This window comes from Primorskyibacter aestuariivivens, assembly GCF_028023675.1.
GTDB lineage: Bacteria > Pseudomonadota > Alphaproteobacteria > Rhodobacterales > Rhodobacteraceae > Marinovum > Marinovum aestuariivivens.
Genome location: NZ_JAQIOZ010000005.1, coordinates 309,169 through 329,597, shown reverse-complemented (window position 1 = coordinate 329,597; position 20,429 = coordinate 309,169). Strand labels below are relative to the sequence as shown.

The 20,429-nt window shown below is 62.4% G+C and carries 21 protein-coding genes; 13 read left to right on the top strand and 8 right to left on the bottom strand.

Annotated features, from left to right (window positions below; all coding sequences use genetic code 11):
* Positions 1-113 precede the first annotated feature (113 nt).
* Both PGB28_RS07250 and PGB28_RS07245 read left to right on the top strand, forming a co-directional pair.
* Positions 114-1,838, top strand: coding sequence for a tetratricopeptide repeat protein (locus PGB28_RS07250; RefSeq protein WP_271420829.1), 1,725 nt, complete (start codon positions 114-116; stop codon positions 1,836-1,838).
* A complete protein-coding gene (locus PGB28_RS07245; protein WP_271420828.1) occupies positions 1,825-2,643 on the top strand; it encodes a 4-(cytidine 5'-diphospho)-2-C-methyl-D-erythritol kinase in 819 nt (272 codons plus the stop codon). The genes PGB28_RS07250 and PGB28_RS07245 overlap by 14 nt, the downstream gene beginning before the upstream one ends.
* A gap of 56 nt (positions 2,644-2,699) precedes the next feature.
* On the opposite strand, the gene PGB28_RS07240 is transcribed toward PGB28_RS07245, so the two are convergent.
* Together PGB28_RS07240 and PGB28_RS07235 are read right to left on the bottom strand one after the other, a co-directional pair.
* The gene (locus PGB28_RS07240; RefSeq protein ID WP_271420827.1) at positions 2,700-3,032 is read right to left on the bottom strand and encodes a hypothetical protein; all 333 of its coding nucleotides are present in this window, start codon (positions 3,030-3,032) and stop codon (positions 2,700-2,702) included.
* 109 nt (positions 3,033-3,141) lie between these two features.
* Entirely contained in the window at positions 3,142-4,140 is a 999-nt protein-coding gene (locus PGB28_RS07235) for a polyprenyl synthetase family protein (protein ID WP_271420826.1), read from the bottom strand.
* Between the two features lie 66 nt (positions 4,141-4,206).
* Between PGB28_RS07235 and PGB28_RS07230 the strand changes: the two genes are divergently transcribed.
* The 3 genes from PGB28_RS07230 to PGB28_RS07220 all read left to right on the top strand — a co-directional run bounded on the left by PGB28_RS07230 (position 4,207) and on the right by PGB28_RS07220 (position 5,447).
* Positions 4,207-4,422 carry a putative signal transducing protein gene (locus PGB28_RS07230; RefSeq protein ID WP_271420825.1) on the top strand — a complete coding sequence of 72 codons (216 nt, stop codon included), beginning with the start codon at positions 4,207-4,209 and terminating at the stop codon, positions 4,420-4,422.
* Positions 4,400-5,182, top strand: a complete 783-nt coding sequence (locus tag PGB28_RS07225) for a tRNA1(Val) (adenine(37)-N6)-methyltransferase (RefSeq protein WP_271420824.1) — start codon at positions 4,400-4,402, stop codon at positions 5,180-5,182. Before PGB28_RS07230 ends, PGB28_RS07225 begins: the two co-directional genes overlap by 23 nt.
* 91 nt (positions 5,183-5,273) lie before the next feature.
* Positions 5,274-5,447, top strand: a complete 174-nt coding sequence (locus PGB28_RS07220; protein WP_271420823.1) for a YdcH family protein — start codon at positions 5,274-5,276, stop codon at positions 5,445-5,447.
* Between the two features lie 9 nt (positions 5,448-5,456).
* Here PGB28_RS07220 and gcvA read toward each other — a convergent pair whose 3' ends face one another.
* Positions 5,457-6,392 (bottom strand): transcriptional regulator GcvA, encoded by a 936-nt coding sequence (gene gcvA / locus PGB28_RS07215; protein ID WP_271420822.1) that lies wholly within the window; start codon positions 6,390-6,392, stop codon positions 5,457-5,459.
* Positions 6,393-6,503: 111 nt separating this feature from the next.
* Here gcvA and PGB28_RS07210 point away from each other — a divergent pair, with 111 nt between their 5' ends.
* Positions 6,504-6,632, top strand: coding sequence for a hypothetical protein (locus tag PGB28_RS07210; protein ID WP_271420821.1), 129 nt, complete (start codon positions 6,504-6,506; stop codon positions 6,630-6,632).
* A gap of 111 nt (positions 6,633-6,743) precedes the next feature.
* On the opposite strand, the gene phbB is transcribed toward PGB28_RS07210, so the two are convergent.
* The 3 genes from phbB to PGB28_RS07195 form a co-directional block, all read right to left on the bottom strand.
* Positions 6,744-7,466: an acetoacetyl-CoA reductase gene (gene phbB / locus PGB28_RS07205; RefSeq protein WP_271420820.1), complete on the bottom strand. Its 723-nt coding sequence runs from the start codon at positions 7,464-7,466 to the stop codon at positions 6,744-6,746.
* A 72-nt stretch (positions 7,467-7,538) separates the two neighbouring features.
* Entirely contained in the window at positions 7,539-8,714 is a 1,176-nt protein-coding gene (locus PGB28_RS07200) for an acetyl-CoA C-acetyltransferase (RefSeq protein ID WP_271420819.1), read from the bottom strand.
* A 189-nt stretch (positions 8,715-8,903) separates the two neighbouring features.
* On the bottom strand, positions 8,904-9,671 hold the full coding sequence (locus PGB28_RS07195; protein WP_271420852.1) for an EAL domain-containing protein: 768 nt from the start codon (positions 9,669-9,671) through the stop codon (positions 8,904-8,906).
* 429 nt (positions 9,672-10,100) lie between these two features.
* On the opposite strand from PGB28_RS07195, the gene rpsD reads away from it, so the two are divergent.
* The 6 genes from rpsD to PGB28_RS07165 all read left to right on the top strand — a co-directional run bounded on the left by rpsD (position 10,101) and on the right by PGB28_RS07165 (position 15,820).
* Positions 10,101-10,721: a 30S ribosomal protein S4 gene (gene rpsD, locus PGB28_RS07190; RefSeq protein ID WP_271420818.1), complete on the top strand. Its 621-nt coding sequence runs from the start codon at positions 10,101-10,103 to the stop codon at positions 10,719-10,721.
* A 120-nt stretch (positions 10,722-10,841) separates the two neighbouring features.
* Positions 10,842-11,381: a TIGR00645 family protein gene (locus PGB28_RS07185; protein ID WP_271420817.1), complete on the top strand. Its 540-nt coding sequence runs from the start codon at positions 10,842-10,844 to the stop codon at positions 11,379-11,381.
* A 28-nt stretch (positions 11,382-11,409) separates the two neighbouring features.
* A complete protein-coding gene (locus PGB28_RS07180; RefSeq protein WP_271420816.1) occupies positions 11,410-12,825 on the top strand; it encodes a homospermidine synthase in 1,416 nt (471 codons plus the stop codon).
* A 123-nt stretch (positions 12,826-12,948) separates the two neighbouring features.
* Entirely contained in the window at positions 12,949-14,034 is a 1,086-nt protein-coding gene (hisC, locus tag PGB28_RS07175) for a histidinol-phosphate transaminase (RefSeq protein WP_271420815.1), read from the top strand.
* Positions 14,031-14,960: a prephenate/arogenate dehydrogenase family protein gene (locus PGB28_RS07170; protein ID WP_271420814.1), complete on the top strand. Its 930-nt coding sequence runs from the start codon at positions 14,031-14,033 to the stop codon at positions 14,958-14,960. The genes hisC and PGB28_RS07170 overlap by 4 nt, the downstream gene beginning before the upstream one ends.
* On the top strand, positions 14,960-15,820 hold the full coding sequence (locus PGB28_RS07165) for an extensin-like domain-containing protein (RefSeq protein WP_271420813.1): 861 nt from the start codon (positions 14,960-14,962) through the stop codon (positions 15,818-15,820). Before PGB28_RS07170 ends, PGB28_RS07165 begins: the two co-directional genes overlap by 1 nt.
* Positions 15,821-15,917: 97 nt before the next feature.
* Here PGB28_RS07165 and PGB28_RS07160 read toward each other — a convergent pair whose 3' ends face one another.
* Positions 15,918-17,783, bottom strand: coding sequence for a capsule biosynthesis protein (locus tag PGB28_RS07160; RefSeq protein ID WP_271420812.1), 1,866 nt, complete (start codon positions 17,781-17,783; stop codon positions 15,918-15,920).
* A complete protein-coding gene (locus PGB28_RS07155; RefSeq protein ID WP_271420811.1) occupies positions 17,752-18,420 on the bottom strand; it encodes an ABC transporter ATP-binding protein in 669 nt (222 codons plus the stop codon). Before PGB28_RS07155 ends, PGB28_RS07160 begins: the two co-directional genes overlap by 32 nt.
* 181 nt (positions 18,421-18,601) lie before the next feature.
* On the opposite strand from PGB28_RS07155, the gene PGB28_RS07150 reads away from it, so the two are divergent.
* The gene (locus PGB28_RS07150; RefSeq protein WP_271420810.1) at positions 18,602-20,245 is read left to right on the top strand and encodes a hypothetical protein; all 1,644 of its coding nucleotides are present in this window, start codon (positions 18,602-18,604) and stop codon (positions 20,243-20,245) included.
* Positions 20,246-20,429 lie beyond the last annotated feature (184 nt).

Genomic DNA, 20,429 nt, shown 5'->3' with positions numbered 1-20,429 from the left:
TTTTTCGTTTGGGGGCGTGCCCGGCTCTTTTCCGCCAAAAATCCTGTCATCGCATTGCTTCGCCCACGCCAAGGCACTACCTTTTCGGCGAGCAGAGTTGAAAGGATACGCGCGTGGCAGCTACGAGACTGGGACTGATCGCCTCCGTTTTTCTGGGATTGGGGGCGATGGTGCCCTTGCCCGCAGAGGCTTCGACCTTGGCCGGTGCGTATCTGGCGGCGCGGCAGGCGGGGTATCAGACGGATTTCAGCGCCGCGGCGGAGTATTACGATCGCGCGCTTTTTCATGACAAGACCAACCCCGGACTGCTTGAGGCCGTGACCGCGGCCCGCCTGTCATTGGGACAGATCGACGAGGCCCGCGGTCCTGCTGAAGAACTGGCGGCGCTTGGCCATCGGTCGCAATTGGCGCAGATGGCGCTGTTGGCGGGTCATGCCAGAGACGGCAATTACACCGATGTCATTTCTCTGGTCGATGAGGACAAGGGTGTCGGGCCGCTGGTGGATGGGCTTTTGAAGTCCTGGGCGCTGCTGGGCGAGGGCGATATGACCAGCGCGCTGGTCAGCTTTGACCAGGTGGCGGCGGAAAAGGGGCTGGCCGGGTTTGCCAATTACCACAAGGCGCTTGCGCTGGCCTCGGTTGGTGATTTCGAAGGGGCCGAGGCGCTGATGTCCGCGGATGGCGGCGGTGCCGCACTGATGACCCGGCGGGGCATCATGTCGCGTGTCGAGGTGCTGAGCCAGCTGGACCGCAACGACGAGGCGCTCAAGCTTCTGGATGACAGTTTCAACACGCGGCTCGATCCGGGGCTGTCGGTCATGCGCGCGGCGCTGGTGGCGGGGGAGCGGCTGCCGTTCACCTATGTGGATGCGCCGCTCGATGGTATGGCCGAGGTCTTCTACACCATCGCCGGTGCGCTGGAGGGCGAGGCGAATGCGGATTATACGCTGCTCTATTCCCGGATTGCCGATTACCTGAGCCCCGGCCATGTGGATGCGATCCTTTTGACGGCGCAATTGCTGGAAGATCTGGAACAATACGATCTGGCGCAGGAGGCCTATGAGGCGGTTCCAGAGGATCATCCCGCCTATCACGCGGCCATGCTGGGGCGGTCCGACGCGCTGCGTGCCAGCGGTGACGCGGATGGGGCGATTGCGGTCTTGCAGGATCTTGTGGACACACATGGCGAGTTGCCGATTGTGCATGTGTCGCTGGGCGATGCGCTGCGGGCCGAGCACCGGCATGAAGAGGCTGTGACGGCCTATGACACGGCGATTGAATTGTATGGTGAGCCGGGCGAGCGGCAATGGTTCGTGTTCTTCGCCCGTGGCATCGCCCATGAACGGATGGATCAATGGCCCCAGGCCGAGGCGGATTTCCGGCGCGCGCTGGAGCTGAGCCCGGATCAGCCGCAGGTGCTGAACTATCTTGGTTATTCGCTGGTCGAGAAACAGGTCAAGCTGGACGAGGCGCTGGATATGATCAAGCGCGCGGTCGATGCGCGGCCCAATTCCGGCTACATCGTCGACAGTCTGGGCTGGGTGCTCTACCGGCTGGGCCGTTATGAAGAAGCGGTCGAGCATATGGAACGCGCCGCCGAGCTGATGCCGGTGGACCCGGTGGTAAATGACCACCTGGGCGACGTGTATTGGGCGGTGGGCCGGGAACTGGAGGCGCAGTTCCAATGGCACCGGGCGCTGAGCTTTGTTGATCCCGATGACCCCGATGGCGAGGCCGATCCCGAGCGTATTCGCCGCAAGCTTGAGGTCGGGCTGGATCAGGTGCTGGAAGAAGAGGGCGCGCCGCCGCTCCGCGTGAGCGAGAATGGCGCCGACTGAGGCTTTTGCGCCCGCAAAGATCAACCTGACCCTGCATGTGACCGGACAGCGGGCCGATGGCTATCACCTGCTGGACAGTTACGTGGTGTTTGCCGATTTCGGTGATGTTGTGCGGGTGTCGCGGGCGGCGGAGATGTCTCTGCGCGTGACCGGACCGCGCGCCATGGGGGTGCCGGAAGATGCGCGCAACCTGTGCTGGCGCGCGGCGGAGGCGTTCGGGGAACCGGTAGCCATCACGTTGGAAAAACATCTGCCTGCGGCGGCGGGAATCGGCGGCGGATCATCGGATGCGGCGGCGGTTCTGCGCGCGATGGAGGCGCTGTTCGGGCGCACCTTTAGCGGGGACGCCTCGGCGCTGGGCGCGGATGTGCCGGTCTGCCTGTTGGGCCACGCGGCGCGGATGACTGGCATTGGCGAGACGCTTATGCCGCTTTCGCAGCCGCCCATGCCAGCGGTTCTGGTCAATCCGGGTGTCGAAGTCTCCACACCAGAGGTGTTCCGGGCATTGGAGCGCAAGGATAACCCGCCGATGGATGACTGGCCGCTGGATGGACAAAGGGACAGTATGCTGGGCTGGCTCAGGACACAGCGCAACGATTTACAGGCCCCGGCGCTGGCATTGCAGCCGGTGATCGGCGCGGTTCTGGCGGCGCTGGAGGAGACGGGCGCAGATATTGCCCGCATGTCGGGGTCCGGGGCGACGTGTTTCGGGCTGTTCGGGACACGGGAGATGGCACGGGCAGTGGCTGAACGCTTGGCAGAAGCGCATCCCGGATGGTGGATCAAAGACTGCGACCTGTCCTGATCGAGCGGGCGCTCGCACGTCCGACAAATATCACACCTGCCGGACGCGCCTTGGTCTCAAAGACCGTCAGGTCCGGTATACTGCGGGAACTCATCCGTCAGCTTGGCACCTTCGGCAGGCGGCACGCAAATCCCAAGCCCGACGCAAATCCAGCCGTCCCCGCATTCACTGTCGTCAACGCAGGTGCCCAATGGGCCGCTGCCATTGGTGAGCTGGCCGTATTTTTCGACCTGCCAGGTCCTGATCTGTTTGCGAAGATTGACGAGCTGTTTGCCCGTAATTTCCTTGTAGGTTTTGGTATCGTGTGCCTGTGCCATGGGTGCGGTCACCGCGATCGCAATCATGATTCCCAATATCGCAAAAATTCGTGTCATAATGCTTCCTTTCAAGTGTCAGACCGGCGGTAAAATCGAACCGCCTGAAAGGACGATGCATAATGCACGTGAATTTTTGGTGATCTTTGCGCCGAGCAGGTGAAAGCAGGGCAGGTCGCGCGGCCTAATTCACCCGCGCCACCACGTAATCGGCCAGATCATCCAGCATGTCGCGGATCGGATGGGCGGGTAGGCGGCTGAGCGCGGCGCGGGCCTTTTGAGCGTAGTCCAGCGCATCCCGGCGTGCTGCCTCAAGCGTGCCGTGCTTGTTCAGCAGTTCCAGCGCATGCTCCAGATCGCCGTCTTCCTGTTTGCCCTTTTCAATCGTGCGTTTCCAGAAGGCGCGCTCGGTCTCATCGGCCATGGCCACCGCCTTGATCACCGGCAGGGTCAGTTTGCGTTCACGGAAATCGTCGCCGATATTCTTGCCGGTGGCCTCGGAGCCCCAGTAATCCAGAAGGTCATCGACCATCTGGAAGGACACGCCAAGCGCATCGCCATAGTCGAACAGCGCCTTCACGTCTTCCTCGGGACGGCCAGCGATCACGCCGCCCACTTCGGTCGCGGCGGAAAACAGCGCGGCGGTCTTGCCGCGGATGACCTGCAGGTAGATGTCTTCGTCGGTTGCGAGGTTCTGTGCTGCGGAAAGCTGCAGCACCTCGCCTTCGGCGATGGTCGCGGCGGCGTTGGACAGGATGTCGAGCACCCGGAGCGAGCCGGTTTCGACCATCAACTGGAAGGACCGCGCAAACAGGTAATCGCCCACCAGCACGCTGGATTTGTTGTCCCACAGCAGGTTGGCGGTAGGCCGTCCGCGCCGTTGGGCGCTTTCATCGACCACATCGTCATGCAGGAGCGTTGCGGTGTGGATGAACTCCACCGTCGCGGCCAGCTTCACGTGGTCGTCGCCCGTGTAGCCGCACATGCGCGCAGAGGCCAAAGTCAGCATCGGGCGCAGGCGCTTGCCGCCGGCATCCACCAGATGCGCCGTGACCTCCGGGATTCGCGGGGCGTGTTTCGATGCCATGCGCGCCTTGATCAGCGTGCCAACAGCGGCCAGATCGTCCGACAGGTGCTCGGCCAGCCGTTCATGCGGTTTTCTGCTCGCAGTGTCCAAGCTCATCACTCCCCCGTCACGCTTTGGTCATTTGGCTCGACTTTGGCCAAGCCTTGCCCTTACATCCCCGTCATGGAACAGCTTCTGCGCACCAACGACATCACCGTCATCGCTTATGCCAAGGCCCTGTTGCAGGATGAGGGTATAGATTGCTTTGAATTGGACGTAAATATGAGCGTTCTCGAAGGTTCCATCGGCATTTTGCCGCGTCGGTTGATGGTGCCCACCTTCGAGATCGAGCGGGCGCGACAATTGATGCTGGACCATGACATCGAACTTGAAGACTGAGACCACGGACAACGCGTTTCTGGGAGGGCGATTGCAGATCCTGCAACCGGCACAGGGCTATCGCGCGGGCGTGGACCCGGTGTTTCTGGCGGCCAGTATTCCGGCGCGGCCCGGGCAAGAGGTTCTGGAACTGGGCTGTGGTGTCGGCACGGCGCTTTTCTGTCTGGGTGCGCGGGTGGCGGGGCTTGAGCTGCATGGGGTGGAATTGCAACCGGAATACGCCGCGCTCGCGCGTGAGAATGCCCGGCGCAACGGTATGGCCGCGGAGATCACCGATGCGGATATCAGCTGCCTGCCGCCTGCGCTGCGCGGGCGGAGTTTTGACCATGTGATCGCCAATCCCCCGTATTTCGACCGCGATACGGGCCATGCCAGCCCGGATGGCCCGCGTGAAACCGGGCGGGGCGAGGCACTGCCGCTTGGAGACTGGGTGCAGGTGGCGGCGAAACGGCTGCGCCCCGGCGGACATGCCAGTTTCATCCAGCGAATCGAGCGGTTGCCCGAACTGTTGCAGGGGATGTCAGCACATCTGGGGTCTGTCGAGGTCCTGCCGCTTGCCCCGCGCGTGGGGCGCGGGGCAAAACTGGTGCTGATCCGGGGGCGCAAGGGCGGAGGTGCGGCATTTCGTCTGCATGCGCCACTCATTCTGCATCGCGGCACCCGCCACGAGCGGGACGGGGACGATTACACGCCGTTGATCTCCAAGGTGCTGCGCAACGGGGCGGCTTTGCCCTTTGAGCAGGCACAGACAGAGGGTTAATGCCGATTATACCAATGAATGCGACTGCAGCGTGACACAGAGGCAAATCTGTGCTGCATTGAAAGGGCACATGAACCATAGGAGGACACTCATGAGCCTGAGTTCGCACTTGCAGGAACTGAAAAAGAAACACCAAGCATTGTCTGACCAAGTCGAAGAGGTGCAGCGCGCACCGGGCAGCGATGACCTGCACATCGCGGAACTCAAGAAACAGAAGCTGCGATTGAAGGAAGAGATCGAGAAGATCGAAACCGAAATGGCCTGAGGCCTGTTGCTAGGGATGCGGCGCGACAATGTCGTGCCGCGCCTTCAGGTCCTGAATGCCCAATGTTTCGGATTTGATCCAATCCAGAAAGGCAGCAAGCTGGGGGCGGTTTTCCGCCCCTTTTTGATGCACGATCCGGAACTGTGCGCCAGAAGTCTGCGCCAGCCGGAAGGGCGCTACAAGCAACCCGTCGCGCAAGGCCGCCGCGGCCAGCGTGGCGCGCCCCAACACGACGCCGCCCCCCGCGATGGCCGCGTCGAGGGCGTGATCGGCCTGTGAAAATCGGGGCCCATGGGTGGCGTCGCATTCTATGCCCGCCAGCCGCATCCAGCTTGGCCAATCGACGCGCGGGCGCAGAAAGGCGATCGAATCGTCATGCAAGAGCAGCGCGTTGCGTAAACCCTCAGGCGTTCCGTGCTTTTCCACCAGCGCGGGTGACATCATCGGCGTCACGAATTCGTCGCTCAACGGGTATGACACCAGACCGGCATCGGTGCCTTGGCCGAAGCGAATGGCAATGTCGATTTCATCGCGGTCAAAATCCATGATCCGCAGGCTGGCGACAAAGCGCAATTCGATCTCGGGATGCGCCTGGGCAAAGGTGAAGAGCCGCGGCGACAGCCATTTCGAGGTAAAGGCCGGTCCGGCGGTAATCGTCAGCACGCGGGTGTCCTGCAGGCGCCGGGTTGCGCGCCATGCGCTGCGGATCGCGTCAAACCCGTCGCTGAGGCCCGGCGCAAGGGCACGGCCCGCTTCGGTCAGGGCAACGGCGCGGTTGAGCCGGTGAAAGACCGGCGTGCCCAGATGCTCTTCGAGCGATTTGATCTGAAACGAGAGCGCGGCGGGGGTGACGTGCAATTCTTCTGCCGCTTGCGCGAAAGACAGATGCCGGGCAGCAGCCTCAAAGGCACGCAGCGCGGTAAGAGGGGGAAGGGCGTCGGGCATGGTCAGTTAAGTAAATCTTATCTGAAGTCCTGACAAGTCTCGTTTGTCGTACGTTCTGCAAGGGCGCATATTGGGATCAGTTGAGAATTACTGAGGTTAAGGAGGCCCGATATGTACCAGACTAGCACACAGATCCGCACCCGGGATGCCATTCGCGCCGCGCATAAGGAGCGTTCGCGCGTGTTTCACGAAGGGCTGGCCATGATCTTTGGCCGCCGCCATTCCAACAAACAGAGCTGAGATTTTCCGAGGGGCGCCCACGCGCGGGGCAACCTTGCGGAATCACGAAGGGCTGGCCCGGGTTGGGCCAGCCCTTTTTACGTGACACACCGGACGGCGTGCGTTCGGCGCTTAGCCGAAGAACTGTGCGCCGTTGGCCGAGATGGTCGAACCGTTGATGAAGCCCGCATCGTCGGAGGCCAGGAAGGCCACGCAGCGTGCGATTTCTTCGGGTTCGCCCAGACGACCGGCGGGGATGCCCGCGATGATCGATTCGCGGACTTTTTCCGGAACCGCCATCACCATTTCGGTGGCAATATAGCCAGGGCAGACGGCGTTGGCGGTGATGCCTGCGCGCGCGCCTTCCTGGGCCAGCGAACGGACGATGCCGATGTCACCGGCTTTGGTGGCGGCGTAGTTGACCTGGGCGAACTGGCCTTTCTGGCCGTTCACGGACGAGATCACGATCACGCGGCCGAACTTGCGCTCGCGCATGCCGGGCCAGATGGGGTGCACGGTGTTGAACACGCCGGTCAGGTTGGTGTCGATCACTTGCTGCCACTGTTCCGGGGTCATTTTGTGGAACGGCGCGTCGCGGGTGATGCCGGCGTTGGCGACCACGATGTCGATCGGGCCCACTTCGGCTTCGACTTTTTCGATGCCGGCTTTGGATTCGGCATAGTCGCCGACATTCCATTTGTAGGTCTTGATGCCGGTTTCCTCGGTGAACTTGGCAGCGGCTTCGTCATTGCCAGCGTAAGTGGCGACAACGGTGCAGCCTTGTTCCTGCAGGGCTTTGGAAATGGCGGCGCCGATGCCACGGCTACCACCGGTTACGAGTGCGATACGGGACATGTTTGTCTCCTTGTTTATGTCTGGTGAGGGGGAGCGGCAGGCCGGGGGTGGCCCGCCGCAAATCAGGATGGATCAGGGGCGTTCGACGCAGAGCGCAACACCCATGCCGCCGCCGATGCAGAGCGTGGCGAGGCCTTTTTTCGCGTCACGGCGCTGCATTTCGAACAGCAGCGTGTTGAGCACGCGGGCACCGGAGGCACCGATCGGGTGACCGATAGCGATGGCGCCGCCGTTCACGTTCACGATGGCCGGATCCCAGCCCATGTCCTTGTTCACGGCACAGGCCTGAGCGGCGAAGGCTTCGTTGGCCTCGACCAGGTCCAGGTCTTCGGCTTTCCAGCCTGCCTTTTCCAGCGCCTTGCGCGAGGCATAGATCGGGCCGACGCCCATCACCTTGGGGTCAAGACCGGCAGTGGCGTAGGACGCGATGCGGGCCAGCGGGGTGATGCCGCGCTTTTCAGCGTTCTCGGCGCTCATCAGCAGGGCACCGGCAGCACCGTCATTCAGGCCAGAGGCGTTGGCCGCAGTGACCGAGCCGTCCTTGGTGAAGGCGGGGCGCAGTTTCTGCATGGCTTCGATGGTCGCACCGTGACGGATATATTCGTCCTGATCCACCACGATGTCGCCCTTGCGGGTCTTGACGGTGAAGGAGACGATCTCGTCTGCGAACTTACCAGCCTTCTGGGCGGCTTCGGCCTTGTTCTGCGAGGCCACGGCAAATTCGTCCTGCATTTCGCGGCTGATCTGCCATTGCTCGGCGACGTTTTCAGCGGTCTGACCCATGTGGTAGCCGTTGAACGCGTCCCAGAGGCCGTCCTTGATCATCGAGTCGATGTAGTTCATATCGCCCATTTTCTGACCGGCGCGCAGATGCGCGACATGGGGCGACAGCGACATGCTTTCCTGACCACCGGCGCAGACGATGTCGGCATCGCCAAGCTGGATGTGCTGGGCGGCCAGTGCCACGGCGCGCAGGCCGGAGCCACAGACCTGGTTCAGACCCCAGGCCGAGGATTCCTGCGGCAGACCGGCATTGATATGGGCCTGACGGGCCGGGTTTTGGCCCTGGCCGGCAGTCAGAACCTGGCCGAGGATGGTCTCAGACACTTCCGATTTGTCTACGCCCGCACGTTCCACGAGCGCTTCGAGAACGGTGGCGCCCAGATCGTGGGCAGGCGTGTTGGCAAACGAGCCGAGGAACGACCCGACAGGGGTCCGCGCGGCCGAGGCGATTACGACATTGGTCATGGTATTTCCCTTCACCAGTTAAGGCGCGGGAATCATCTTCGATTACGGATCGCTCCGGTCGCGATATCCCCCCGCCGCTGGGGCCTGACATAACGTAACTTCGCAACTGCAGCAACGGACAGGGTGTCTCACGCAAAAACTCGCAACCCCACGCTGATCGGGGTCGGTTGACCGGGCGCGTGTTCCGGGTCAGGCGGTTCTGCGCGCATCCTCTTCGATCCAGGGCGGCGACACGGTGGGTGCGCCAAAGAAATAACCCTGCAAGCAGTCCACCCCGGCGGCGGTGAGCCATTGCGCATCCTCGGCGTTTTCGACGAATTCGGCGACGGTGAACATGTCGAATTGCTGGGCGATGGCCAGCATCGCCTGGGTCAGAACCTGATTGTCCGGGTCGGCGTGGATCTTGTGAATGAACTGACCGTCGATCTTGAGAATGTCGAACTGAAAGCTCTTGAAATAGCGCAGGGCGGTTTGCCCGGCCCCGAAATCATCCAGTGCAAAGGATATGCCGCGTTGCTGCAGGTCGGACATGAAGTCGACCACGATCTCGGGCATCATCATGGCCGAGCTCTCGGTCACCTCCAGAATCAGGCGTTCGGCCACCGTGGCGTCGCGTTTCAGCCCGTGTTCCAGCACCCGCATCCATTTGCGATAGCCGATAGAGCGCGCCGACATGTTGATCGACAGTCGCAGCGTCGGCACCTCGGCCAGGGTGCGCAGCCCCTTTTCCAGCGCGAGGCAGTCGATCAGGCGGCCGGTTTCGGTATCTTCGATGACATTGATGAAATCGCGCGCAGGAATGATCCGGCCGGTTTCGTCCAGCACGCGGATCAGCCCCTCGTAAAACGCCATGCGGTCGGGGCGGCGGGACTGCACCACGGGTTGAAAGGCCAGCATCACCTGTTTGTGCCGGACCGCGGCATTGACCATGTCCAGAGTGGATTGGTCGCGCAGCATCAGCGCCTGCGCCAATGCGTTTTTTTGCCCCCTTTCGCGCCCCTTGTTGCCTTTTGACACCTGGCCCTCCATTACCGAACCTGCCCAAGATCGGACACAAGGTTTAAGGTGCGTTTAACGCCCGGACGGTGAGCGCCGGTATAAATGTCAAATTGATCAGACATGGTGAGGGCGGGGGGCGTTCGCGAATATCGCAGAGGGTTGTTGACTCTGGGCCGGGCTGGTGTATACGCGCGGCTTCATTGGTGTTGGTGGCCCCCGCAAGGAGATGCCTGTCGAAGCCCCGGCTTAGAGGACAACGCCCTTTACCAACGGCACGAGGTTGACCGCCTGACTGCCCCGCGGATTGAGCTGAGACGCGATTTCAGCCCGAAGAGTGGGAACCGGTTTTCGGATCAAGCTGAAATGCCACTATAAAGGAGATCAGCCGTGACCAAACGCACGTCTGCCAAGTACAAAATCGACCGCCGCATGGGCGAAAACATCTGGGGCCGTCCGAAATCCCCGGTCAACCGTCGTGAATACGGCCCCGGCCAGCATGGCCAGCGCCGCAAGGGCAAGCTGTCTGACTTTGGTCTGCAGCTGCGCGCCAAGCAGAAGCTCAAGGGCTACTACGGCGACCTGACCGAAAAGCAATTCCGCCGCATCTATAAAGAAGCTGAACGTGTCAAAGGCGACACCGGTGAAAACCTCATCGGTCTGCTGGAGCGCCGTCTGGACGCGGTTGTGTACCGCGCGAAATTCGTGGCGACCATGTTTGCCGCACGTCAGTTCGTGAACCACGGCCACGTCACCGTGAACGGCCAAAAGGTCAACATCCCTTCCTACCGCGTGAAAGAGGGTGACGTGATCGAAGTGCGTGACCGTTCCAAGCAGATCGCTGTGCTGCTCGAGGCCACCCAGCTGGCCGAGCGTGATGTGCCTGATTACATCGATGCCGATCACTCCAAGATGACCGCGACCTTCGTGCGCACCCCGGGCCTGAGCGATGTGCCCTACCCGGTGATCATGGAACCGAACCTCGTCATCGAATATTACGCACAGAACTAAGCGTTCCAGCGTCGCAGAATTGGACCCGGTCGCCGCATCCTGCGGTGGCCGGGTTTTCTTTTGTCGCAGGCGCAACGTTGCCCGTTGACGGGGCGCGCATCAGGCGGCAAGAGCAGCGCCATGTCACAGGATAATTCGCTCCAGACCCGTTTTGAGAAGACCCTGTTTGCATCGCGCTGGATGATGGCGCCGATGTATCTGGGCCTGTCGCTGTCACTGGCCATGCTGGTTGTCGTTTTTGTGCGTGAGCTGTTCTATTACCTGCCGCAGGTGCTGGTGATGAGCGCGGACAAGTCGATCCTGGCGGTGCTGACGCTGATCGACCTGACGCTGGCGGCGAACCTTTTGGTGATCGTGCTGTTTTCGGGTTACGAGAATTTCGTCTCCAAGCTGAATATCGGCGAGACCGAGGATCGCGCGGCCTGGATGGGCACGGTGGATTTCGGCGGGCTCAAGATGAAGCTGATCGCGTCGATCATCGCCATTTCCGGTATCCATCTGCTCAAACGCTTCATGGAGATCGGGCAGGCCAATGCCGACAAGGTGTTTGGCGATCGCGAGTTGATGTGGTTGGTTGTGATCCATATGGTTTTTGTCTTGTCCGGTGTCTTCATGGCGCTTATGGACTGGCTTTCGGCAAAGGCGCGGAAGGCGAAGTGACACCGCCTCCGCAAAGGAGGTTTGACGCATGACTGCACCGGTATATGGCCGTATCGACGGCCCCATCGTGATGATCGGCTTTGGCTCGATCGGCAAAGGCACATGGCCGCTGATCGAACGGCATTTCGAATATGACGCGGATCAGTTTCTGGTGATCGAGCCGGATGCGGGCCATCATAATTTCCTGCGCCAGCACAAGCTGAACTTCATCGACACCGCGTTGACGCCTGAGAATTATCGCGAGGTGCTGGGCGGGCTGTTCCCCGACGGCAAGGGGTTCTGCGTGAACCTGAGCGTCGATACCTCGTCGCTGGACATCATGAAGCTCTGCCGCGAACTGGGCGTTTTGTATATCGACACGGTGGTCGAGCCCTGGGCCGGGTATTATTTCGGCACCGAAGACAACGCCGCGCGCACCAATTATGCGCTGCGGCAGGCTGTGCGCGACGAGAAAGCCGCCAATCCCGGCGGCACCACGGCGGTGAGCTGCTGCGGCGCCAATCCCGGTATGGTGAGCTGGTTCGTCAAGGAGGCGCTGCTGACATTGGCCAGGGATACCGATCGCGATGCGACGCCGCCGACGGACCGGCTGGGCTGGGCGAAACTGATGCAGTCGCTGGGCGTGAAAGGCGTGCATATCGCCGAGCGTGACACGCAGGCGCGGCGCACCCCCCGCCCGCGTGGTGTGTTCGTGAATACATGGTCGGTCGAGGGGTTCATTTCCGAGGGGTTCCAACCCGCCGAACTGGGCTGGGGCACCCATGAGACATGGTTTCCCGAAAACGGTCACCGGCAGGAGACCGGCTGCAAGGCGGCGATCTGGCTGGAGCGGCCCGGTGCGATCACCCGGGTGCATACATGGTGCCCGACGCCCGGCCCGCAATTCGGGTTCCTTGTGACCCATAACGAGGCGGTATCGATCAGCGATTACTACACCGTGGGCGAGGGGCATGACCCGGAATATCGTCCGACCTGTCATTATGCCTATCACCCCAGCGATGATGCGGTGCTGTCACTGCACGAGATGTTCGGCTCGGGCAAGCAACAACAGAAACACCATATCCTGACCGAGGACGAGATCGTCGAAGGGATCGACGAACTGGGTGTCTTGCTTTTTGGGCATGAGAAAAACGCGCTGTGGTTCGGCTCGCGCCTGTCGAACGAAGAAACCCGCGATCTCGCGCCCTATCAGAACGCCACGGGACTTCAGGTGACAAGCGCCGTGCTGGCGGGCATGGTCTGGGCCTTGGAAAACCCAGAGGCCGGGATCGTCGAGACCGACGAAATGGATCACGCGCGGTGCCTTGAGGTGCAGCGGCCCTATCTGGGGCCGGTCGAGGCGCATTACACCGACTGGACCCCGCTGCAGGACCGGTGGGAGCATTTCCCCGAGGATATTGACGAGAGCGACCCCTGGTTGTTCCGCAACGTACTGGCCACGTAAAGGCCATGTGACGAACGGTGCGCATGAATACGCACCCTACCGGTCTGCGTAGGGTGTGCGTTCATCGCGCACCTTTCCTTGCTCCGCTCTCCGCACTAAGACACTCCTTCAAAGGAGCCCGATATGACGCTTTTCACCCCGCAGCCCGGGATCATGGAGATTGCCCTCTACGAGGGTGGCAAATCAAAGATCGCGGGCCGTGACGACGTGCTCAAACTGTCGTCCAATGAAAACCCTCTGGGGGTCCCCCCCTCGGCGCAGGAAGCGATGGTTGCGGCGGTGGGCCGGGTGCATCTCTATCCCAATACCGATCACGCCCCCCTGCGCGCGGCGATTGGCGAGGTGCACGGGCTGGACCCGGAGCGGATCATCTGTGGGGTTGGCTCGGACGAGGTGCTGCAATTCGTGACGCAGGCTTTTTCTGGTCCGGGGGACGAGATCATCCACACCGAACACGGGTTTTCCATGTACCCGGTGCTGACCCATATGGCCGGGGCGACGCCGGTGCGCGTGCCCGAGGCCGAGCGGGTGGTGGATGTGGATGCCATCCTGAACGCTGTCACGGAGCGCACACGGATTGTGCTTTTGACCAATCCGGGCAATCCCACCGGCACGATGCTGTCGGATGCCCAGCTTGTGCGGCTGGCCGATGGGCTGCCCGAACGGGTGATCCTGGTGATCGACGCGGCCTATGCGGAATATGCCGCAGGCTATGATGGCGGCGCGGAGCTGGCCACGGAACGACCCAACGTGCTGATGACGCGGACCTTTTCCAAGATCTACGGGCTGGGCGGGCTGCGCGTGGGCTGGGGCTATGGGCCGAAAGAGATGATCGAGGTGATGACCCGCATTCGTCAGCCCTTCAACCTGTCAGACCTGCAAATGCAGGCGGCGGAAGCGGCGGTGCGTGACCCCGACTGGGCACGCGACTGCGCGGCTCTGAACGCCGATCAGCGTGCGCGGCTGACAGGGGCCTTGCGGCAGCTGGGGCTGGCCTGTGATGACAGCCAGACCAATTTCGTTCTGGCGCGCTTTGCCGATGGGGGTGAGGCGGCAGCGGCGGATACTGCGCTGCAGGGTGATGGCATCATCGTGCGTCGCGTGGGCGGCTATGGCTTTCCCGAAGGGCTACGCATCACCGTCGGCGACGAGGATCAGACGGGCCGGGTGATTGACGCGCTGACCCGCTGGCGGGAGGCGGGTGCATGAGCAAAATGTATGACAAGGTTGCGCTGATCGGGCTGGGGCTGATCGCTTCGTCGATGTTCTGGGCGATGAAGCGTGGCGGGCTGGCCGGTGAAGTCACGGGTTATGCCCGGTCCGAGAATACGCGGGACATCGCGCGCCGTATCGGTCTGTGCGACACGGTCTGCGATAGTGCGGAGGAGGCGGTTCGGGACGCGGACCTGATCGTGCTGGCGGTGCCGGTGGGGGCGATGGGCGCGGTGTCCGAGGCCATTGCACCGTACCTGAAACCCGGGGCCACGGTGATTGATGTGGGGTCCGTGAAGGCGGCTGTGCTGGACAGTGTCGGGCCGTATATCCCGGAAGGCGTGCATTTCGTGCCCTGTCACCCGATGGCCGGGACAGAGCATTCCGGACCGGATTCGGGCTTTGCCTCGCTTTTCGACAATCGCTGGTGCCTGATCGTGCCGCCGGAGGGAGCGGATGAGACCGCCGTTGAACGGGTCGAGGCCTATTGGCGGGCGCTTGGCAGCAATACCGAACGGATGGATGTGGAGCATCATGACCTTGTCTGCGCCGTGGTCAGCCATATCCCGCACCTGATTGCCTATACGATGGTGGGGGTCGCCGATGATCTGCGCCGCGTCTCGGATCAGGAGGTGATCAAGTTTTCCGCTGCCGGATTCCGGGATTTCACCCGCATCGCGGCGTCAGACCCGACCATGTGGCGCGATGTGTTCCTGTCGAACAAGGATGCGACGCTGGAGATGCTGGGACGGTTCACGGAGGAGTTGTTCGCCCTGCAACGTGCCATCCGGACGGGTGACGGGGATGAGCTTTTTGATTATTTTACCCGGACACGGGCAATCCGCCGGAGCATCATCGAGGCCGGTCAGGATACCGACGCGCCGGATTTCGGCCGCGTGGCGGGCAAGGGAGAGGCAAAGTAATGCGTTTGGTGAGTGCGATTTTGATGAGTGTTCTGGCCTTGCCGGCCCTGGCAGACGCACAGGAAAGCTCACTGCGGCCGGTTGCGCGGGGCGGGGTCTCAGAGGTCGCGGCAGAGCCCTTGCGCCCCCGCGCTCGGCCTGCGGCATTCGTTCCGGACGCGGTGACCGACCCAGCGCCGATGGACTATTCTGAACTGACGTCGGATGATCTTGCCGCCAATACGTCAGGCGTCGTGCTGGCGGTGTCGACCATGGGCAAGACCCGCTCGCCGCGCCCGTTCCTGCGGCCCGATCACATTGTAAAGAAAGCCATGGCCCGGCAGCGCGAACGGGAACGCGGGGCCATCTGCGGTAACAGCGATATTCAGGGCGAGCGCGTCGGCGATGTGCCCGGGCGCATTCCTGGCTGCGGCGCACCCAACGCGGTCAAGGTGCGTGCGGTGTCCGGCGTGACCCTGTCGCAGCAGGCGATCATGACCTGTGATACCGCCAAGGCGTTGAACCGCTGGGTGGATCGGGATTTGAAACGCGCGGTCGGTCGGATGGGCGGCGGCGTCTCCAGCCTCAAGGTGGCGGCGCATTACGTGTGCCGGACCCGCAATCACCGGGCGGGGGCGAAGATTTCCGAGCATGGCAAGGGCAAGGCCATCGATATCTCGGAAATCCGGTTGCAGAACGGTGACACGCTGAACGTGCTGCGCGACTGGGGCCGGGGCAAGAAGGGCCGGGTGCTGCGCAAGGCTCATAAGGCAGCCTGCGGAACATTCGGCACCACGCTGGGGCCGGGATCAGACGGGTATCACGAAGATCACTTCCATTACGACACGGCGCGCCATCGCGGCGGTCCATACTGCCGGTAGGTCCGGGCGGGCAAAAGTTTTCGAAAACTTTTGCAAATCTTTTGGTAAAGATTTGAGCGCAAGATGGCAGGCGGGGAAATGCCCGCCATCCCGTGGATCAGCTTGAGACCTGTTCGCGCAGGATTGACGCGGTGAGCGAAATCAGCAGGTAAATCCCACCAAAGATCAGGAAAGCGAGGATCGTGTTCTCGAACTTGCGCGGGTAGCTGGGGTCCTGTGACGGCACCGGCTCCACGGCGGTTTGCAGATAGCGCACCTGGCTGTTGGCTTCGCGGCGGGTCTGGCTGAGCGAGGCTAGTGCCTCCTGCAGCATCAGGTCGCGGGTGGCCAGATCGGCCTGGGCCATCTGGATTTCGGCCGCCAGCTGCGCGAGCGAATTCTCGCCCTCGGTTGCCTGCGTCATGCGGGCCTCGAGATCGGACCGCGCCGCGTTCAGCCGACGGATGTCCGCCTGCGCCCCCTCGACCTTGGCCCGGTTGGGGCGGGAATTGTCGAGCAGGGCCTGCAACTGCAATTCCCGTTCCTGCAACTGCACTTCCAGATTGCTGACCTGCTGCCGGAGCGAGGCGATCCGACCCTCGGGGTCCAGAACATTGCTGGTCTGTTGCAGGTTGACCAGCACGCGCTGCGCCTCGCGGCGGCCGTTTTCGGCCTCTTCCAGCGCCTCCTTGGCCCCTTTGAGTTGGTCTTCGCGTTTGCGTTGCGACAGGCTGTCGACCCGTTCTTCGGCATAGGTCAGCAGGGCCTTGGAATACTCGGCGCTGACCTGGGGATCGGCGGCGACGATCTCCATGCGGATCACGCCTTCGGTCGGATCATAGCCGATCTCGATGTTCTTCTTGAAGAGTTTGTAGGACTCTTCATTTGAAGCCTCGCCGCTTAGCCGCTGGATCGGGTCGATCCAGTCCTGCGAGAAATGGCTGCGGAACCCCACATCCTGGTCGAGGCGCAGCATGGCGTCCTTGGATTGGAGATAGGATTGCACCGCAATCGCATCCTGGTTCGTGGCGAATTGCGTGCCCGACAGAAGCCCGCCCATGCCGCCCGACCCGGCGCCGTCATTGGCGAGGATCAGGAACTCGGATTTCGTGGCATACATGGGCGTGGCCACAGCGTAGAAATAGGACCCCGCGATCAGCGTGGGCAGGCCCACAAAGAACGCCAGCCGCGTGAGCAAGAGCAGAGATTTACGGCGGCGGCGTTTGCTGATGTCCTTCTGGATATCGCCGATTTCGCGCATCCGGCGTTCCATCGGGCTCATCTGTTCGGTGGAGGGCAGGTTCTTGTCGCCTGCGGGCATGGTCTGGGGCAACTGGACCTTCTGTTCCTTTGCGCCCTCATCCTTGCCGCGGTCCGGCACAACCAGTTCGAGCATGTTGGAGCGCTGGAACGGGTCGATCCCCTTGGCGCGCAGCTGGCGCACGGCGTCGAAATCGCTGGTGACGGCCAGACCGTGTTTCTGGGCCATGCGGCGCGCCATGCGCAATTGCCTCCCGGTCAGCCCCTCCTTGCGGATCGCGTCCATGTCGGTCTCGCCCGCGACCTGGGCAGCGGAAGACACCTCGCCTTCGCGGGCGGGCTGGGCGGTCTCTGGCGCGGTGGGTTCGGGTGCTGGTTCAGGTGCCGGTTCGGACGTGGCGTCGGGGGCTTGCTTGGCCTTTCGCGCCACGGCGAGCCTGGCAATGGGTGAGCCCGCGCCAAAGTCACGCGCGGTTTTGGCGACGGTTTCCCGGATGCTTTCGGATTTTGATTTTTCGGGGGCGGCGTCTGCACGAACCTCAGTGATCTGCTGGCGCAGGGTCGCGGCGTCAGGGGTTTGCGCCTGCTCCGGTGCGCGCTCAGCCTCACTGCCCGTAGGTTTGACCACGGGCGATGCGGCCGCTTCCGGCCCGGCGCCACCTGTGAAGGGGGCGGGCCGGTCGCGGCGGATCCTAAATTTCCGCGCCTTGGGTTTGGTAGTCATAGAGCTGTTTCGCTTCTTCCAAGGTTTCAAACATATGCAACTGGCCATTCAGCAGGACACCGGCCTTGCGGGCGAATTTTTCCAGCACCTCCGCCTGGTGCGAGACGATGACAATGGTCGTGGTTCTGAGACGCTCGGCAAGGATGGCGGCGGCTTTCTTGTTGAACTCCACATCTGTGGAATTGGGCATGCCTTCGTCGATCAGGTACATATCGAAATCCAGCGCCAGCATCAGCGAGAATGTGAACCGCGCCCGCATGCCGGACGAATAGGTGCCCAGCGGCTGGTCGAAATATTCCTCCAGCCCGCAGAGCCATCGACAGTAGGCTTCCACATAATCGGGGTCGAGACCATAGAGCCGCGCGATGTAACGGGAGTTTTCATGCGCCGAATGTTTAGACACCACCCCGCCCATGAAGCCCAGCGGGAAAGAGATACGGCAGCCGCGCCGGATTTCGCCCTCATCGGGTTTTTCCAGCCCGGCCATCATCTTGATCAGCGTGGTCTTGCCCGTGCCGTTGGGGGCCAGAATGCCCAGCGACTCCCCCAGGTTCACGCGAAAGGACGCGCGATCAAGGATCACCTTACGCTGCGTGCCAGTCCAGAAGGACTTGCTGACATTCTCGAATTCCAACATTGCCTTGCCTCGGGGGCTGCTCTCCTCTCTTTAGCGGAGGATCGTTAATGTGGTCTTAGACACCAATTCTGGTGACATTATGACCCCATTGCACGGGGAAATTCAACGCAACATGCGCTTTGACGCAGTGGGGGCACAACTTCGGGTGCCTCACGCCGGATAATCCGTTAATCTGGTTGGCATGGATCAGGTCACTGCAAACGCCTCATTGTCGCTGACCTTGCGAGGCCCCTTTGCCGCGCGGGTGGACGGGCGCGCTCTGGAGCATTTGTCGCGGCGGGCACAAGCCATGCTTGCCTACCTGTCGCAACAGCCCGATATGCGGGCCGAGCGTGGTCTGCTGGCCGATCTCTTGTGGTCCGACCGGTCCGAGGATCAGGCCCGCGCCTCGCTGAGGCAGGAATTGTCGGTACTTCGCCGGGCCTTGCCGGCGGATCTCTTGCAGGCCAATCGTCAGCATGTCTGGCTGGATGGGACCCGGGTTCATGTAGGCGATGCGGGCGGTGAGGGTTTTCTGCAGGGGTTCGATCTGCCTTCTGAGGGGTTCGAGGACTGGCTGCGCGCGCGCCGTGCCGAAGATACGGGGCGTGGTTCCGAAAAAGACACGCAAATCATGGCGCGTCCCGCGGTGCTGCTCTTTGCGTTTGAAGCGCTGTCGAACGGTGAGAATGATGCGATGATCGCGCTGGGGCTGGCTGATGACCTGCGCACAACGCTGTCCTATTGGCGCTGGTTCCCGGTGATTGGCCCCGAGGCGATTGGCTGGAAAACTCCGCGTGAGATCGGGTTGCGCGATGCCGCCGCCGAGGTGGGTGCAGCCTATGCCGTGACCGGTACGCTGCGCTGTCTGGGCAACCGGGTGAAAATTTCCGTTGCGCTGACCGAGGCCGAGACCGGGCGGTCGCGCTGGTCCGAGACCTTCGAGGGGCAGCTGGACGATATCTTTGCCTTTCAGGAAGAGGTCAGTCGCGCCATCGTGGCCCAGCTTGAGCCCCAGATCGCCCGCGCCGAGGCGCAGCGGGTGGCCCGCGCGCGTCCGGCCACGATTGGTCCCTGGCAGCTTCTGGCCCAGGCCGACGAGATCGAGCGCACCGGCGGGGAGGGGTATGGCACACCGGAAAACAACGATGCGCAGGAGCGGCTCATGCAGGGGGCGATCCGGCAGGCCCCGGATTTCGGCCCGGCGCTGGCGCGTCTGGCGCGGATCTGGTTCCGCCGTGGCTTGCTGAGCTGGGTCGAGGATACGGCGGCGGCCTTTACCGCGTCGCTGGACTATTCGGACCGGGCGCTCAAAGCCGATCCAACGCTGTGGGAGGCGCATGCTTTCTCAGGTCTGGCGCTGATCTTCGGGCGGCATGATTACCCTGCGGGCGAATTTCACAGCGCCGAGGCGGTGCGGTTGAACCCGTCTGCGGCCTTGGCGCGGCACGGGCTGGCCTGTGCGCTGGAATGGCTGGGCCGCCCCGAAGATGCGCCCGAGCATCTGCGCATGATCTTCCGGCTCTACCCGCAATACCCGGGCCGCGCCCCTGTTCTGGGTCAGCTTGCCAGTTGCGAGATGTTTCTGGGCAATGCCGGTGCGGCGCAGGACGCGGCGCGACAATTGCTTGCGATTGCACCGGATTACGCGCGCGGGCTGCAGCGCTGCGTGGCGACATTCGGGTATTTCGGGGATGAGACGCTGGCGTCCAAAGCCCTGACGCGACTGATGGAGATCCAACCGGATTTCGACGAGACCTATGTGCGCGAAACCTATCCCTATGAGCGGGCCGAGCATCTGGAGATGCTGCTGGATGGCTTCCGCAGGGCCGGGGCGTTTGACTGATCCTGCTATCTGACAAGTGCAGTGGCATCGAGCGGCAGACCAATTGGATTTTCTGAAACTTCTGAGGCTTACCAACCCGCGCGGGATCAAGGCCGAAGGCCGCCGCGCGATCGCCACACCGCCCGCACGGGCTGGCGATTTGGCGATGGCAGCGCGACCTTGAGGTCTTGTTCGGATTTGGCAA

Coding starts and splice junctions, on each gene's coding strand:
- PGB28_RS07245 (WP_271420828.1), top strand. CDS start 1,825: ATGGCGCCGACTGAGGCTTTTGCGCCCGCAAAGATCAACCTGACCCTG.
- PGB28_RS07235 (WP_271420826.1), bottom strand. CDS start 4,140: ATGAGCTTGGACACTGCGAGCAGAAAACCGCATGAACGGCTGGCCGAG.
- PGB28_RS07230 (WP_271420825.1), top strand. CDS start 4,207: ATGGAACAGCTTCTGCGCACCAACGACATCACCGTCATCGCTTATGCC.
- PGB28_RS07225 (WP_271420824.1), top strand. CDS start 4,400: ATGACATCGAACTTGAAGACTGAGACCACGGACAACGCGTTTCTGGGA.
- PGB28_RS07220 (WP_271420823.1), top strand. CDS start 5,274: ATGAGCCTGAGTTCGCACTTGCAGGAACTGAAAAAGAAACACCAAGCA.
- gcvA (WP_271420822.1), bottom strand. CDS start 6,392: ATGCCCGACGCCCTTCCCCCTCTTACCGCGCTGCGTGCCTTTGAGGCT.
- PGB28_RS07210 (WP_271420821.1), top strand. CDS start 6,504: ATGTACCAGACTAGCACACAGATCCGCACCCGGGATGCCATTCGCGCC.
- phbB (WP_271420820.1), bottom strand. CDS start 7,466: ATGTCCCGTATCGCACTCGTAACCGGTGGTAGCCGTGGCATCGGCGCC.
- PGB28_RS07200 (WP_271420819.1), bottom strand. CDS start 8,714: ATGACCAATGTCGTAATCGCCTCGGCCGCGCGGACCCCTGTCGGGTCG.
- PGB28_RS07195 (WP_271420852.1), bottom strand. CDS start 9,671: ATGCTGCGCGACCAATCCACTCTGGACATGGTCAATGCCGCGGTCCGG.
- PGB28_RS07185 (WP_271420817.1), top strand. CDS start 10,842: ATGTCACAGGATAATTCGCTCCAGACCCGTTTTGAGAAGACCCTGTTT.
- PGB28_RS07180 (WP_271420816.1), top strand. CDS start 11,410: ATGACTGCACCGGTATATGGCCGTATCGACGGCCCCATCGTGATGATC.
- hisC (WP_271420815.1), top strand. CDS start 12,949: ATGACGCTTTTCACCCCGCAGCCCGGGATCATGGAGATTGCCCTCTAC.
- PGB28_RS07170 (WP_271420814.1), top strand. CDS start 14,031: ATGAGCAAAATGTATGACAAGGTTGCGCTGATCGGGCTGGGGCTGATC.
- PGB28_RS07165 (WP_271420813.1), top strand. CDS start 14,960: ATGCGTTTGGTGAGTGCGATTTTGATGAGTGTTCTGGCCTTGCCGGCC.
- PGB28_RS07160 (WP_271420812.1), bottom strand. CDS start 17,783: ATGACTACCAAACCCAAGGCGCGGAAATTTAGGATCCGCCGCGACCGG.
- PGB28_RS07155 (WP_271420811.1), bottom strand. CDS start 18,420: ATGTTGGAATTCGAGAATGTCAGCAAGTCCTTCTGGACTGGCACGCAG.
- PGB28_RS07150 (WP_271420810.1), top strand. CDS start 18,602: ATGGATCAGGTCACTGCAAACGCCTCATTGTCGCTGACCTTGCGAGGC.